This window comes from Mesorhizobium sp. AR07 (genome assembly GCF_024746815.1).
Lineage (GTDB): Bacteria > Pseudomonadota > Alphaproteobacteria > Rhizobiales > Rhizobiaceae > Mesorhizobium.
This window is the reverse complement of record NZ_CP080525.1, coordinates 571,255-584,931: the sequence shown is the minus strand read 5'-3', so window position 1 is coordinate 584,931 and position 13,677 is coordinate 571,255. Positions and strand designations below refer to the sequence as shown.

The following is a 13,677-nucleotide window of genomic DNA, read 5'->3' as shown; positions in this document are numbered from 1 at the left end:
GAAGGTCATTGGCTAGTGCAAACCGCCAAAAGAGACAAGCGCAAAGCAGCGGACTGGCCTTTTCAGCCGCCTTCGCCTGTGGGACACTCGTCCCAATGGAGAGTGGATGTCCACTTACGCTCAGTCCCGGTAAGGCCCTGACCTCGTAACGAGGCAGGGCAGAAAACCTGAAACCCCGTGCCGCGAAGCTTCGCGGCGGCGGCATTTTTTGTTTTCCCGGAAACTCTCCAATGGATATTTCGCGCACTGAACAGCGCATCCTGCACCTGCTCGCGCAGGGCGGATGCATTGAAATCGAAAAGAACGACAAAAAGCGGATCCCCTCCGTCAAATGCCTGACCCGTGACGGCTGGCACTATCCGGGCGTCGATCTCGACCTGTTTCGCAAACTGAAACGCAAGAAGGCGGTTTCCTCGTCGGGCGGCGGGCCTTACCGCATCACCCGGCGCAGGCTCGAACTCGTCCGTTCCGAACTCGACAACAGGTAGCGTTGGATCCGCCGGTCGGTTCTCCGGCCGGCGGTTCCCTATCACCGCTCAAGCGGTGGCGATGTAGGCCCTGATCTCGTCGGCCTCGCGCTCGACATCCTCGATGCGGCGCTTGACCACGTCGCCGATGGAAACGATGCCATCGAGCATGCCGTTCTTTTCCACCGGCAGATGGCGGAAGCGGCCTCGGGTCATGATTTCCATCACCTCGTTGACGGTGTGGTTCTCATTGCAGATCTTCACCTTCGGCGTCATTGCCGAACGTACGGCGATATCGAGCGCGGCGGCACCTTCCCTGGCGACGACGCGGACGATGTCGCGTTCGGAAAGAATGCCGACGATCTTGCGATCGCCATTGGTGATGACCAGTGCGCCGATCTTGTGTTCGGCGAGGATGCGGATGGCTTCGCTGAGCTTTTCGTTCGGCCCGAGCGTCAATACGTCGTGGCCTTTTTTCTCGAGAATTGCCTTAACCGTCATGGCGTCCTCCTCTGCTTTACCTGCCGGTTTCCTGCCTGACCGGCTTTCACATAAGAGTGAACATCGTGCGCCGTGATCGGTTGCATTTCAAGTGCGGCGGTCGCCGGTCTCCCATTCAGGCGCCTGCCGCCGTCTGTCAAACAAGCGCAGGCCGAAGAAGCCGGCGACAAAGCCTCCAATATGAGCCTCCCAGGCAATCTGGCCGTTTACTCCAGGGGCAAAGCCGAGAAGGCCGGTGGCGAGGTTGATGATCATCCACACGGCGAGGAAGATCACGACACCGCGCAAGCGCAGGACAATTGCGATCGGCAGTACAGGGCCGGCGAAAGCCGCCTTGCCGGTCGAACGGTCGGTGCGGAAACCGAAACGCGCCGCAGCCCCCATCATGCCTGAGATAGCGCCTGACGCACCGACCAGCGGCGCCTCTCCGTACGGATGCACCGCCCAGAAGAGCACCACCGAAGCCAGCCCGGTCACAGCAAAGAACAGTGCGAACCGGAGCGTGCCCAGGCGATTTGCCAACGGCGAACCGAAAGCGGCCAGCCAGACCATGTTGATGGCAATATGGGCAAAGCCGCCATGCATGAAGGCATAAGTGAAAGGGCGAGAGAAAAGGAACCAGTCGAAGCCGTATTGCCCGGTGTAGAGAACGGGAATGAAGGCGCCGTCGTAGAGCAGTGTCAGTTGCTGCGTCTGCGTCAGCACGTACTGCTGCAACAGAAAGACGACCACGCAGATGCCGATCACCCCCAGCACCACCGGCGGCAGGTTGAACACCGGCTCGCGCCGGGGCTCAGGCGCGTCCTCGACCGGGTCGATTTCCGAGGGGTTTACAGGTTCGCTCATTTGAAATTGCACTCAGCGCGGGGATTCGGGGCAGGAGTTCGGGTTTCGAGCATCTAGATCACCGCTGAACGAACAGCAAACGGCGAATCGCTGGGGCGCGAATCAAAAAAGAAGCCGTTCAAGGTTTCCCTTGAACGGCTGGTCGAGCCCCCTGCTCCCCTAAAACTCTTGACTGAAGTGCTGCCGATCGTCGCGAAACGACCGCTTCTGGAGTGGTTCTTATGTGCCATGGGCCTCGCTTCGGTGCAACGTAAACCACTTGTTAACCTTAACGGCCCCGACCCGTGAACAAGTGTTAACGACGCTGGCACGCTTCCTGCTCCGCAACGCATGTAGGTCATCGGAGGGCGCCCTTCTGTTCACCGATGGGACATCAGACGACAGATTGCGCGGAGCAGCATACCATGAACCAGAACGGATCGATCACGCTGTTCCAATATTGGAACCGCCTGCGTGACGGACGCCCTGCCCCGAAGCGTTCGGAGGTAGAGCCGGCCGACATCAAGTCGCTGCTGGCCGACACCTTCATCCTGGAAAGGGACACGCGCGGGCAAGCCGTATTCCGGCTGGCCGGCACCAGGCTTTGCGCCTGCTATGGCCGCGAACTCAAGGGATTTTCCTTTCCGTCGCTATGGCGCGAGAAGGATCAGCGGCTGGTCTCGCGGCTGATCCATGGCGTCTTCGACCAGAAATCCGTGGTGCTCATCACCTATGAGGGCTTCAGCCGCAACGGCCGTTCCAACAAGTTCGAACTGCTCGCCCTGCCGCTTGACGGCGGCGTCGAAAATCCCCGCTGCCTGGGTGTCATCAGCGCCGTGGAGAAGCCCTTCTGGCTGGGTGCCGACCCGATCACCGACGCCTTGATCGATTCGATCCGTGTCATCGATCCGGAGAAGGAACTGCTGACCAACCGGCCGGCGATCGATGTCCCCTCGCTGGTTCCCGACGAGCTTGGGGCACCCGAGACGATTTCGGCGCTCGGGCGGGCGCGCCGCATCCGCCATCTCGTTGTCTTCGATGGCGGGCGCGAGGAATAGTCCGCAATCTGGCAGCCTCGAGCGCCCGCTTTTTCCCTTTGTTAACCCGCTTTGTTGTACTTCTGCGATGAAGTTCCTCGCATCGACGCGTGGGATGCCAAACGGGGTGTAGGCAGTCATGAGGTCAGCGGCGGTCGACTATGCGCCGTCCCAAGCTGAAAGGCGTAACTTTCAGCGCGTCCGGGTCAAGATTTACGGGCGCTTCATGCTGGAAGACCGCACCGAGCACCCTTGCCAGGTCGTCGACATGTCACCGGGCAATGTAGCGCTTCGCACCGATCGCATCGGCATGCCCGGCGAAAAAGTCATCGCCTATATCGACCATATCGGCCGCATCGAAGGCGTCGTCACGCGCACCCTGCAGGACGGTTTCGCGATGACCGTCATCGCGTCGGACCGCAAGAAGGACAAGCTTGCCGCGCAATTGACCTGGCTTGCCAACAAGCACGAACTCGACCTGCCGGAAGACCGCCGGCACGAGCGCGTCGCGCCGCGCAATCCAACCAGCGTGCTGCAGCTCACCGACGGCCGCCAGTACCAGTGCCGGATCATCGACCTGTCGCTTTCCGGCGCCGCGATCGAGATCGACGTCAAGCCGGCGATCGGTATCCAGGTCATGCTTGGCACCATGCGCGGGCAGATCGTTCGCCATTTCGAGGACGGCGTCGCCATCGAATTCGCCGTCATCCAGCGCCCCGAAACGCTCGATTCGGAATTCAACACACCACGCGCCTGACAAGCCCCGACAGAAGCATTTTAGGAACCGGCCCTCGTGGCCGGTTTTTGTGTTCACGACATCGTTGATTGAGGTGCTTCACCCAAGCTTGCGGCCGCCGCCCGCAAGGCCTGCGTGACAGCGAACCCCGGAAGGGCCCGTCCCGGGAACTCCAAACAATTCAATACTCAAATGATTCAAATTTTATGTTTATTCTACTGGCGTTTTACTCAATATCTACTTCGCGCTTTTGCGTCGAATAAATCCACATGTGGCAATGTCTCCTTCGAACGGGGAGACTACAACAATGAAGAAAACGAGGGGCAAGCTGTTGCTGGTGGCAATGGCGATGCAGCTTTCCGCCTGGGGATCAGCATATGCCGCGGGACCGGCCTATATGCACACCGGCGGCCGCACCACGCAGCCTGTTGGCCATTATGAATTCTGCCAGCGCATTCCTGGCGAATGCAGCGAAAGGACGCCCAAGGGCGCGCCGGTCGAGCTGACCCGCAAACTCTGGGCGACGATCGTCAACATCAACAATTCGGTCAACACCAGGATCAAGCCGCGCACCGACATGGAGAACTACGGTGTCGAGGAATACTGGTCCTATCCCGACAATGGCTATGGCGACTGCGAGGATTACGCGCTGGAAAAGCGCCGCGAATTGATGGATGCGGGCGTGCCCGCCGGCAATCTGCTGATGACGGTTGCGCGCCAGCCGAATGGCGATGGCCATGCGGTGCTGACCGTGCGCACCAGCCTCGGAGAATTCATCCTCGACAATCTGCAAACCAAGGTGCTGTCCTGGACCGATACCGACTACACCTATCTCAAGCGCCAGTCCGACCAGAATTCCGGCGTTTGGGTGACGATCAACGACGGCCGTTCCGACGCGGTCGCCAGCGTTCGCTAATGCATGTCGCCAAAAGCGCGAAGCCGTTTTGGGATAACGAGATGCACATAACAGAGGTTAAGCGCGTCACGTGGATGCGACGCGCTTAAGGAGAAACCCGGTCGAGTCCCCACCCTCCCCGTCCCCAACGACCGGGTCAAGGAGCCGGCCCCGTCCCCGGGCCGGCTCCGCCATTTCTGGCGGAGTGGAAGGTTCAGACTTTTTTCAGCCCCGCCTTGAAGCGTTTGCCATTGGCGACGTAGTGCGCGGCCGAACCGCGCAATCTTGTCACGGCCGCGTCGTCCAGCAGCCTGATCGCCTTGGCCGGCGAGCCGACGATCAGCGAATTGTCGGGAAATTCCTTGCCTTCGGTAACCAGCGCACCAGCGCCGACCAGCGAGTTCCTGCCGATCCTGGCACCGTTCAGCACGATGGCGCCCATGCCGATCAGGCTGTTGTCGCCGATCGTGCAGCCATGCAGCAAGGCGCGGTGGCCGATCGTACATCCCTGGCCAATCGTCAAGGGAAAGCCGGGATCGGTGTGCATGACCGTGTGTTCCTGCACATTGGTGTCGGCGCCGATTGTGATCGGCTCGTTGTCGCCGCGGATGACGACACCGAACCAGAAGCCTGCGTTGCGGCCGACGCGTACGTCGCCGATCAGCGTCGCATCGGGCGCGATCCAGTTTGAGTCCGCATCCGCGAAGCTGGGCTCTGTTCCATCGATCGCATAAAGCGGCATTGTTGGTCTCCGAATCGTCTCAGGCTGGAAGGTTGGAGCCTAGGAGACCGATCGTCCATGAGGCAATGGCCAGCACGACGATGCCAAGCGCCAAGACCCAAGCAATCGCCGTGCAGCCGCAGGACATCAGCGCCACCGTCGAAATGCGGCGCGCGCGCCGGGCGTCGAGGGCATCGTTGACCAGCATGAAAGGCCCGGCACAGGCGGTGGCGAGCAGCGAGCGCAGCACATGCGACGGCGACACATAAGGTTCGGCAAAGGCAACCTTGCGGCCCGACACCAGCTCCATCGTCGATCCGGCCAGACCGCAGGCCGTCAGCCCGACGACAAAAGCGAACAGAGTGAGTTCCAGCAAGCCCATCTTTACGTTCCGTTTACCATGAAATTGCACAGTCGTTCCACGAAGGCAGCAAGAGCCGTGCCGTGCGATGTGTGCCGACCAGGGACACAAGAAGGTGGACAGGCGGCCGAGATCCGAGGACTGAGATGAAGCAGGCAGAGATCGCGGAAGGCCCGGCACTCACCGTGGTCGATTCCAGGCTGATGAGGCGGGTGTTCTACGCGTTCGCGGTGTTGGCCTTGCTGTCGGCAACGATCAGCCTTGGCGGCAAATGGTTCGGCCATTCGATCGCCATGGCCGGATACACCGACGATGCGACGATCCACCGGGTGGTGATCGGCAACAACGTCATCACTGTCCCGGCCAATGCCATTCGTTTCGCCCAGGCCCGGCGCGACGGCATCGCCTCGCGGCTGGATCTCTATCTGCGATATCCCCAGATGGACGGCTACAGCGAAGCCGCGCGCGACGATTTCAATCACATGGGAATAGCCAAGAACATCATCTTCCTGTCCCTCGAACAGCAGATGATGTCGCGAGACATGAGTGGCCGCTTCGCACCGATCTACAGCGCGCTGATCGTCCAGCCCGGCATTCCGGGACCTGACGGCACGACGGTGTATGGTTTCAACGAGAAATCAGGCTATTTGAACGAGGTGCTGGTTGTCGGCAAGCGCCCCGGCAAGGCCCCGTTCGTCGCTCGCTGCCTGAGCGGGCCGAATGCCGAGGAATCGCTGGCCCCCTGCGAGCGGGACATCCTGGTTGGCGAGGATCTCAGCCTCACCTATCGCTTTCCCAAGGAGTTTCTCGGCGATTGGCAGGCGCTTGACGCGTCGATCGCGACCGAAGCCGTACGGATCCTGAAGACCGGACATTGAGAGGGAGGGCGGCTGCTGGCCGCGTAGGCCCGGCCCGCCGAGTGCGCGGGCTCAGGCCAGATCGATGTCGAGGATCGCCATCGAAAAATTGTAGTCGCCGTCGTCCTCATCCTTGAAGACGATGCCGAGGAATTCGTCGCCGACATAGACTTCGGCCGAATCGTCCTTGCGCGGCCGTGCCTTGACCTCGATCTTGGGGTTCTGGAAGACGCGCTTGAAATAGGCGTCCAGCTTTCTGATTTCGTCCGGCTTCAACAGTCTTCTCCGATCATCGGGCTTGCTCGTTCGAACGCGCTTCTGGCACGTCGACGATGGCGATGTAAAGGCAAGCGGCCTGATAAGGCGAGAACAACCGCCCACTCCCACCCACGGCCGGAATCCGGCCGCGGTCAGCGACCTTGAGAAAATCAGATGTCGAAGCTGACGACCTGATCCATCGTCTGCGACGGCAGAAGCTGGTCCATCTGGCGCGACGGCTGATCGCAGCCGGTCTCGCCGACGACGCGGGCCGGCACACCGGCGACCGTCTTGTTGTGCGGCACTGGCGACAGCACCACCGAGCCCGCGGCGATCTTCGAGCAATGGCCGATTTCGATGTTGCCGAGGATCTTGGCGCCGGCCCCGATCAGCACGCCGTAGCGGATCTTGGGGTGACGGTCGCCGCCGGCCTTGCCGGTGCCGCCCAGCGTCACGCCGTGCAATATCGACACGTCGTCCTCGATGACCGCGGTCTCGCCGACGACGAGGCCGGTGGCGTGGTCGATGAAAATGCCCTTGCCGATGCGGGCGGCCGGGTTGATGTCGGTCTGGAAGACCGAGGACGAACGGCTCTGCAGATAAAGCGCGAAATCCTTGCGGCCCTGGTTCCACAGCCAATGCGCCAGCCGATGCGTCTGGATGGCGTGAAAGCCCTTGAAATAGAGCACCGGCATGATGAAGCGGTCGCAGGCCGGATCGCGATCGTAATAGGCCTGGATGTCGACACGCACGGTCGTCGGCCAGTCCTTGTCGTCGGCCAGCATCGACTTGAAGGTCTGGCGGATGAGATCGGAGCCGATGTCCTGATGGTCGAGCCGCTCTGCCAGCCGATGGATGACCGCTTCTTCCAGGCTGTCCTGGTTGAGGATGGTCGAATAGAGGAACGCGGCCAGCAGCGGGTCGCGGTTGACCGCCTCCATCGCCTCGTCACGGATCGAGCGCCAGATCGGATCGACCGGCTGCAATGCGCTGTGTCGGGAAATGCTGATGCTGTTCATCGCCGTCTCGTCCTGCGTCCTGCCGGGCTGCCTGTTGTGCTTGCCTGTCGTCTGGCGGCACATATAAGCCAGATCATAGCACGATTGAACTCAATTTTCCTTAGTGCTTTGTCAAATGGATTTGGTTCGCGGGAATTCAAGCAGCCATGGAAAACGAACCCTTGATGGACGATGCGCTGAAAAGCGAGCTTTCGGCGCTCTATCGCGCGCAAGACCGCCACTACCACAACCTTGCCCATATCGAGGCGATGCTGGCGTTGGCTGGCGACTATCGAGGGTTGGTCGGCGACCCCGAAGCCGTCGAAGCGGCGATCTGGTTCCATGATGCCATCTATGACAGCAAGGCCAAGGACAACGAGGCGCAAAGTGCCGCCCTTGCCGAGAAAGAGCTCGTGGGGCGCGTTGACGCCAGGCGGCTCGACCGCATCTCGGCGATGATCGTCGCTACCGCCACGCACCAGCCGCCGCTGTTTGACGACGCGACGGCCGTACGGGACGCCAGTCTTTTCCTCGATATGGATCTGTCGATCCTGGGCGCTGCGCCGGATGCCTTCGACGCCTATGAGCGCGCCGTGCGGCGCGAATATGCCTGGGTGGAGGAGCCGATGTGGCGGGCTGGCCGCGGCGCGGTCCTGAACAATTTCCTCGCCCGCCCGCATATTTTCCACACCGAGGAATTCCGGCAACGGTTCGAACAGCAGGCCAGAGCTAATATGGCGCGGTCGCTGGAGGCGCTCACCGCAGGCTGAGGCCATTAGGTAAAGGCGCTATGTTGCGCGCTCTCCTTTGCCGTCCGCTCAGAGCGGATTCTCGGCATAGAACTCCAGCACGCGCTGCTTGAAGGCCTTGTCGCCTACGGCCAGCATATGGTCGCGGCCCTCGATGTGGAAGGCCCTGGCATTCGGCATCAATGCCGCGAGTTCATCGGGCGAGCCGCCAATGTCGTCCGTCGTGCCGACGGCGATCAGCGTCGGCTGGGCGATGCGGGCAATATCGTCCTCGCTCAGCAATTCCCGCGAGGTGGCGATACAGGCGGCCAGCGCCCGGCGGTCGCTGCGGGTCTGGTCGGCGAAGGCGCGAAACGATCGGCCGCGCCGATGGGTAACCGTGGCCGGATCTTCGGCAAGCAGGGCGGTTGCGATCGGGTCCCAATCGCCGACACCGTCGATCATGCCAATGCCGAGACCGCCGAAGACCAGCGTCGCCACCTTGTCGGGGTCGGACAGCGCCAGGAACGCCGCAATGCGCGCACCCATCGAATAGCCCATGACATGGGCGCGCCCGATGCCGAGATGGCCGAGCAAGGCTGCGGCATCCGAGGCCATCCTGGCCGGCGTGTAATCGGCCTCGTCATAACTCTTGGACGACGAGCCATGGCCGCGATTGTCAAAGGCAATGGCGCGGTAACCGGCATCGTTCAGGGTCTTGAACCAGCCGGGCGATACCCAGTTGACATAGTGGCTCGAAGCAAACCCGTGAATCATGAGCACCGGATCGCCCTTACCCGACGCCGGCTGGCGGTCGAGGAAGGCAAGATCGAAGCCGTCATGGGTGAAAAACTGCATCGGCTGTGCCGCTCCCACGCTCAACCGGCACCGCCGTTGGGCGCATCGTCATTGTCCGATGGCGGCACGCCAGGACCAGACGCCGTGCCAACGGCCGGATGGCGCAACAGGTCGCCATACTCGATGCCGTTCCTGGCGGCGGTGCCAGCCTTGAGCTCGAGCACGAAACGCACCGGCACACCAGGTGAAATGACGGCCTCGGATTGCGGCTCGCCGTGCTTGATCGCGCGGATCCTGCCGTCCTGGCCGACGAAGATCAGATCAAGCGGCATCGGGGTGTTCTGCATCCAGAAGCCGACCTGCTGCTGAATTTCGAAGACGAACAACATGCCATGATTGTCCGCCATGTCCTGGCGGTACATCAGCCCAGCTTCACGCTCGGCGGCGGTCTCGGCGATTTCAATGGAAAAAGAGCGATCGCCGCCTTTCGTCACCACAATCAGCGGCTTCGGATCGACGGCAAGAATCATCGCCCGGCTGTCGGCAGCGGTCGGCCGTTCGGAATAGAAGTAGGTGCCAGCGGCCACGACCACGGCGACAATGGCGCACACCACACCCGCCGTCAGCCAGTTCCTGAGAGCCATTCAAAATCCTCGACCGAAATCGTCCTAAGATGTGTTGAGATTCAGGTCATGCCGAGCCGAGAATGGCGGTTTTTCGAGAACCGGAGCGGAGCGTACTTGAAGTACGTGAGCACCGGAAGCGCACAAGACTGCCGTTCGCAGGCCGGCGTCGCATGAATATCAACACACCTTAGTGCGAAACCGGCAAGGTGCCCATATCGGGGTGAATTTCGGCAGCCATAAGGCCTTTGTCGCCGCGTCCAAAACGAACCAGCACGACCTGTCCCGGTCGAAGCTCGGTGATGCCGTAGCGCCGCAGCGTTTCCATGTGGACAAAAATGTCCTCGGTGCCCTCGCCGCGGGTGAGAAAACCAAACCCCTTGGTGCGGTTGAACCATTTCACCAAAGCGCGTTCGAGGCCGCTTTCCGGCGTCACCGCGGCATGGGTGCGCTGCTCCTGCAGCTCGGCTGGATGCACCGCGGTGGTGATGTCCATGGACAGCACCCGGAAGGCCTGCAATCCGCGATCGCCATGCTTGACGAGGCAGACCACGCGCGCACCCTCCAGGGCCGTCTGGAAGCCATCCCTTCGAAGACATGTCACATGGAGGAGGATGTCGCCCGAGATGCCGTCATCCGGAAGGATGAAACCGTAGCCCTTGGCCACATCGAACCACTTTATGGCGCCGGCTATCTCGAGCAGATCAGCGGCGTCGCCGCCTTCGTCATGCTTCAACGCGTCGCCAAGGGTTCCGTCCCGCCCCGTCAAAGAGGCCTTTTCCCCCATAAGAATGCCCCCTTATTCTCAAGAACACCGCAACTGATTCTTGACACCAGATTAACACCGCGGCTTCCGGTGTGTGCAAGACCTGACGTGCCTTTTTTCACGGTTCATTGGGGGAATACCGGATTTGTTCTTTGCCGGCATTGCGCAGTGCCCACCGATTGCCCTTTGGCCGGGTCGACCCTATGTTGCGCCGCAACCCAATTTGTCGAGGAAATCACATGCGCTATCTGCACACCATGGTCCGCGTCGCCGACGTCGATGCCTCGCTCGATTTCTACTGTGCCAAGCTCGGCCTCAAGGAGGTGCGCCGCTACGAAAACGAGCAGGGCCGCTTCACGCTGATCTTCCTCGCCGCGCCGGAAGACAAGGAGAGCGGCATCAACGAAAAGGCGCCGCTGGTCGAACTGACCTACAACTGGGACCCGGAAGACTACAAGGGCGGGCGCAATTTCGGCCACCTCGCCTATGAGGTCGACGACATCTACGCCACCTGCCAGCATCTGATGGACAACGGCGTCATCATCAACCGGCCGCCGCGCGACGGCAACATGGCCTTCATCAGGTCGCCGGACGGCATCTCGATCGAGCTCTTGCAGAAAGGCCCGGCCAAGGCCAAGGCCGAACCCTGGGCTTCAATGGCGAACACCGGGAGCTGGTAGGCCTCGACCCCAGCGGAAAATCGCCCGGCTGCCTTTTGGCGTTTTGCGCGACGGCACCTATCTGCCCGCTGTCGCGCCAACATGGAAAATCTGGCGCCCTATCCATGCAATGGGCGCCTGCCCTCCCGGAGAATTCACTCATGCCGACCAGCCATGCCGATGTCGCCACCGAACATGCCAGCCGCTATTTGCAGCAGCTGTGCAAGCACTGGGCGCATAAATTCCCCGTCGAGTTCGACCCGCACCATGGCACGATCGATCTCTCGCTGGGCCGCACCGTCATGGATGCCGATGCGAGCGCGTTGCATGTCACAGTGTCGACTGACGAAGGCGGATCGCTCGAGCGCCTGGAAAGCGTCGTTGCCGATCACATCAAGCGTTTTGCTTTCCGCGAAGAGCTAACCTTCGACTGGAAGCCCGCCACGGCGGTATAAGCTGGTCTACTTTCCATCAGCCTGAGCGGCCATCTCCAGCAGCGCCAGCACCGAGCGCCAGTTGCGCGCGGTGCCCGGCACCTTCAGCGTGCGCGGGATCAGATTGGCAAACACCGATTTGCCGAGCCCGTCCGGCGCGTGCAGATAGAGCACGTCACCCTTGATCTCGAACCGTTCGGGGCCGGTGCACTTTTCGGCCAGCCTCGCCACCTCATCGGCGGTCGGCTCGCGCTCCAACGCATAGGCATGGAGCTTGGTTGGTTCTTCTGAGATATCCGGGTACGGGTTGTCCGCCACAAGCCGCTCGAACCAGCCGAGATCGCGCACCATGATGCGCGAATGAAATCCCCATTTCTTCTCGAAGGCTGCCTCGATCTGCTTCGTCAGCGTCGCTGAGCCACCCTTCTTCGCCCGGAACACGGCATTGCCGCTCTGCACATAGGTGGCGACATCGGAAAAGCCGAGATCCTCGAAGAACGACCGCAACTCCGCCATCTTGACGATGCGATTGCCGCCGACATTGATGCCGGAAAACAGCGCGATGAAGGTTTTTCCTGCCGTGCCGCTCATATGATGAACCCGGCCAATGTCTCGTTGTCGGTGATGTCCTGATACTGGACACCCTCGGCTTCAAAGTTCGCCTTGAGCAGGTCGAAATTGCGGCGGTCCCTGGTTTCGATGCCGATCAGCACCGAACCGAAATTGCGCGCCGATTTCTTCAGATATTCGAAGCGGGCGATGTCGTCGTCGGGACCGAGCAGTTCGAGGAAATCGCGCAGCGCGCCCGGCCGCTGCGGAAAGCGGATGATGAAGTATTTCTTCAGGCCCTCGAAGCGCAGCGCCCGTTCCTTGACGTCCGGCAGCCGCTCGAAGTCGAAATTGCCACCCGAAACCACGGCGACGATGGTCTTGCCCCTGATCTCCTTCTTCGAAAAGTCCTTCAGCGCGTCGATCGCCAGCGCGCCGGCCGGCTCCAGCACGACGCCTTCGACGTTGAGCATCTCGATCATGGTGGCGCAGAGCCGGTTTTCCGGGATCAGCCGCACAGTGTCGGCAGGAAAATCCTTGAGATGCCGCAACGGCTCGCGGCCGATCTCGGCGACCGCCGCGCCATCGACGAAATTGTCGACCTTGGCGAGCTTCAAGCGCTTTCCGGCAGACAGGCTTTCGCGCAGGCTTGGCGCACCGGCTGGCTCGCAGAAGACGAAGCGCGCTTCCCGGCCCTGATCGGCGAAATAATGGGTGACGCCGGCGGCGAGCCCGCCACCGCCGACCGGCAGCATGATGATGTCGGGCATGCGTGCGCCCGGCATCTGGTCTGATATCTCGTAGGCGACAGTCGCCTGGCCCTCGATGATGTCCTTGTGGTCGAAGGGCGGCACCATGTGGGCGCCGGAACTTTCGGTGAATTCGAAGGCCGCGCGGTAGCAATCGTCGAAGAAATCGCCGACCAGCCTGATCTCGACGAACTCGCCGCCGAACAGCCTGGTCTTGTCGATCTTCTGCTGCGGCGTCGTCACCGGCATGAACACCACGCCCTTTTTGCCGAAATGACGGCAGACGAAGGCGAAGCCCTGCGCATGGTTGCCGGCGGAGGCGCAGACGAACAGTTCGGCTTCATTGCCCGCCGCGAGAGTCTTGCGGAAGAAGTTGAAGGCGCCACGGATCTTGTAGGAGCGTACCGGCGACAGGTCCTCGCGCTTGAGCAGCACCCGCGCACCGGTCTTTTTCGACAGATAGTCGTTTTCCTGCAGCGGCGTTTCCGGAAAGATCTGGCGGATCGCGGCGGCAGCGACGGCAACGCGGGAAGAGAAGCTGTTCATCGGAAAACCACCTCGCACCGCACGTTGCCGGCGGGCCTCTATCATTGATCGGGCCGCGCAACGGCGTTTTCCTGCGCGCCTTGCCGTCTTGCCGCCCGTTTCAGCCTATTGCATATCCGGCCCCGCGACGCCATCGTCCGGCCATTCATACCCCTCCGCAACGGGCATT

General features: G+C 61.4%; 19 protein-coding genes. 8 read left to right on the top strand and 11 right to left on the bottom strand.

What is annotated here, in order from left to right:
- Positions 1-230 precede the first annotated feature (230 nt).
- Positions 231-488: a YjhX family toxin gene (locus BPNPMPFG_RS03075; RefSeq protein WP_258593197.1), complete on the top strand. Its 258-nt coding sequence runs from the start codon at positions 231-233 to the stop codon at positions 486-488.
- 48 nt (positions 489-536) lie between these two features.
- Here the strand turns inward: BPNPMPFG_RS03075 and BPNPMPFG_RS03070 are convergent, their stop codons facing one another.
- Together BPNPMPFG_RS03070 and BPNPMPFG_RS03065 are read right to left on the bottom strand one after the other, a co-directional pair.
- Positions 537-968: a CBS domain-containing protein gene (locus tag BPNPMPFG_RS03070; RefSeq protein ID WP_258593196.1), complete on the bottom strand. Its 432-nt coding sequence runs from the start codon at positions 966-968 to the stop codon at positions 537-539.
- Between the two features lie 87 nt (positions 969-1,055).
- Positions 1,056-1,814, bottom strand: coding sequence for a rhomboid family intramembrane serine protease (locus BPNPMPFG_RS03065; RefSeq protein WP_258593195.1), 759 nt, complete (start codon positions 1,812-1,814; stop codon positions 1,056-1,058).
- A 404-nt stretch (positions 1,815-2,218) separates the two neighbouring features.
- Here BPNPMPFG_RS03065 and BPNPMPFG_RS03060 point away from each other — a divergent pair, with 404 nt between their 5' ends.
- The 3 genes from BPNPMPFG_RS03060 to BPNPMPFG_RS03050 all read left to right on the top strand — a co-directional run bounded on the left by BPNPMPFG_RS03060 (position 2,219) and on the right by BPNPMPFG_RS03050 (position 4,482).
- Complete coding sequence (locus BPNPMPFG_RS03060) at positions 2,219-2,851, top strand: PAS domain-containing protein (protein ID WP_258593194.1); 633 nt, start codon at positions 2,219-2,221, stop codon at positions 2,849-2,851.
- 118 nt (positions 2,852-2,969) lie between these two features.
- Complete coding sequence (locus BPNPMPFG_RS03055; RefSeq protein ID WP_258593193.1) at positions 2,970-3,587, top strand: PilZ domain-containing protein; 618 nt, start codon at positions 2,970-2,972, stop codon at positions 3,585-3,587.
- A gap of 286 nt (positions 3,588-3,873) precedes the next feature.
- Positions 3,874-4,482 (top strand): transglutaminase-like cysteine peptidase, encoded by a 609-nt coding sequence (locus tag BPNPMPFG_RS03050; protein WP_258593192.1) that lies wholly within the window; start codon positions 3,874-3,876, stop codon positions 4,480-4,482.
- 193 nt (positions 4,483-4,675) lie between these two features.
- On the opposite strand, the gene BPNPMPFG_RS03045 is transcribed toward BPNPMPFG_RS03050, so the two are convergent.
- Together BPNPMPFG_RS03045 and BPNPMPFG_RS03040 are read right to left on the bottom strand one after the other, a co-directional pair.
- A complete protein-coding gene (locus BPNPMPFG_RS03045) occupies positions 4,676-5,203 on the bottom strand; it encodes a gamma carbonic anhydrase family protein (protein ID WP_258593191.1) in 528 nt (175 codons plus the stop codon).
- Between the two features lie 19 nt (positions 5,204-5,222).
- Positions 5,223-5,564: a DUF6949 family protein gene (locus tag BPNPMPFG_RS03040; protein WP_258593190.1), complete on the bottom strand. Its 342-nt coding sequence runs from the start codon at positions 5,562-5,564 to the stop codon at positions 5,223-5,225.
- A 125-nt stretch (positions 5,565-5,689) separates the two neighbouring features.
- Between BPNPMPFG_RS03040 and BPNPMPFG_RS03035 the strand changes: the two genes are divergently transcribed.
- Positions 5,690-6,421 carry a hypothetical protein gene (locus BPNPMPFG_RS03035; RefSeq protein ID WP_258593189.1) on the top strand — a complete coding sequence of 244 codons (732 nt, stop codon included), beginning with the start codon at positions 5,690-5,692 and terminating at the stop codon, positions 6,419-6,421.
- Between the two features lie 51 nt (positions 6,422-6,472).
- Here BPNPMPFG_RS03035 and BPNPMPFG_RS03030 read toward each other — a convergent pair whose 3' ends face one another.
- Entirely contained in the window at positions 6,473-6,676 is a 204-nt protein-coding gene (locus BPNPMPFG_RS03030) for a DUF3126 family protein (protein ID WP_008875567.1), read from the bottom strand.
- Positions 6,677-6,828: 152 nt separating this feature from the next.
- Positions 6,829-7,677 (bottom strand): serine O-acetyltransferase, encoded by an 849-nt coding sequence (gene cysE / locus BPNPMPFG_RS03025; protein ID WP_056584656.1) that lies wholly within the window; start codon positions 7,675-7,677, stop codon positions 6,829-6,831.
- A gap of 146 nt (positions 7,678-7,823) precedes the next feature.
- Here cysE and BPNPMPFG_RS03020 point away from each other — a divergent pair, with 146 nt between their 5' ends.
- The gene (locus tag BPNPMPFG_RS03020) at positions 7,824-8,426 is read left to right on the top strand and encodes an HD domain-containing protein (protein ID WP_258593188.1); all 603 of its coding nucleotides are present in this window, start codon (positions 7,824-7,826) and stop codon (positions 8,424-8,426) included.
- A gap of 48 nt (positions 8,427-8,474) precedes the next feature.
- Here the strand turns inward: BPNPMPFG_RS03020 and BPNPMPFG_RS03015 are convergent, their stop codons facing one another.
- From BPNPMPFG_RS03015 to BPNPMPFG_RS03005, 3 genes are all read right to left on the bottom strand, one after another.
- The gene (locus BPNPMPFG_RS03015; RefSeq protein ID WP_258593187.1) at positions 8,475-9,242 is read right to left on the bottom strand and encodes an alpha/beta fold hydrolase; all 768 of its coding nucleotides are present in this window, start codon (positions 9,240-9,242) and stop codon (positions 8,475-8,477) included.
- Between the two features lie 20 nt (positions 9,243-9,262).
- Positions 9,263-9,826 carry a DUF192 domain-containing protein gene (locus BPNPMPFG_RS03010; RefSeq protein WP_258593186.1) on the bottom strand — a complete coding sequence of 188 codons (564 nt, stop codon included), beginning with the start codon at positions 9,824-9,826 and terminating at the stop codon, positions 9,263-9,265.
- Between the two features lie 169 nt (positions 9,827-9,995).
- Positions 9,996-10,592 (bottom strand): cold-shock protein, encoded by a 597-nt coding sequence (locus tag BPNPMPFG_RS03005; RefSeq protein WP_258593185.1) that lies wholly within the window; start codon positions 10,590-10,592, stop codon positions 9,996-9,998.
- Between the two features lie 218 nt (positions 10,593-10,810).
- Between BPNPMPFG_RS03005 and BPNPMPFG_RS03000 the strand changes: the two genes are divergently transcribed.
- Together BPNPMPFG_RS03000 and BPNPMPFG_RS02995 are read left to right on the top strand one after the other, a co-directional pair.
- Positions 10,811-11,251 carry a VOC family protein gene (locus tag BPNPMPFG_RS03000; RefSeq protein WP_258593184.1) on the top strand — a complete coding sequence of 147 codons (441 nt, stop codon included), beginning with the start codon at positions 10,811-10,813 and terminating at the stop codon, positions 11,249-11,251.
- 140 nt (positions 11,252-11,391) lie between these two features.
- Entirely contained in the window at positions 11,392-11,685 is a 294-nt protein-coding gene (locus BPNPMPFG_RS02995; protein WP_258593183.1) for a DUF2218 domain-containing protein, read from the top strand.
- A 6-nt stretch (positions 11,686-11,691) separates the two neighbouring features.
- Here the strand turns inward: BPNPMPFG_RS02995 and BPNPMPFG_RS02990 are convergent, their stop codons facing one another.
- Both BPNPMPFG_RS02990 and ilvA read right to left on the bottom strand, forming a co-directional pair.
- Entirely contained in the window at positions 11,692-12,255 is a 564-nt protein-coding gene (locus BPNPMPFG_RS02990; RefSeq protein ID WP_258593182.1) for a DUF1697 domain-containing protein, read from the bottom strand.
- Entirely contained in the window at positions 12,252-13,508 is a 1,257-nt protein-coding gene (gene ilvA, locus BPNPMPFG_RS02985) for a threonine ammonia-lyase IlvA (RefSeq protein WP_258593181.1), read from the bottom strand. The genes BPNPMPFG_RS02990 and ilvA overlap by 4 nt, the downstream gene beginning before the upstream one ends.
- Positions 13,509-13,677: the final 169 nt, after the last annotated feature.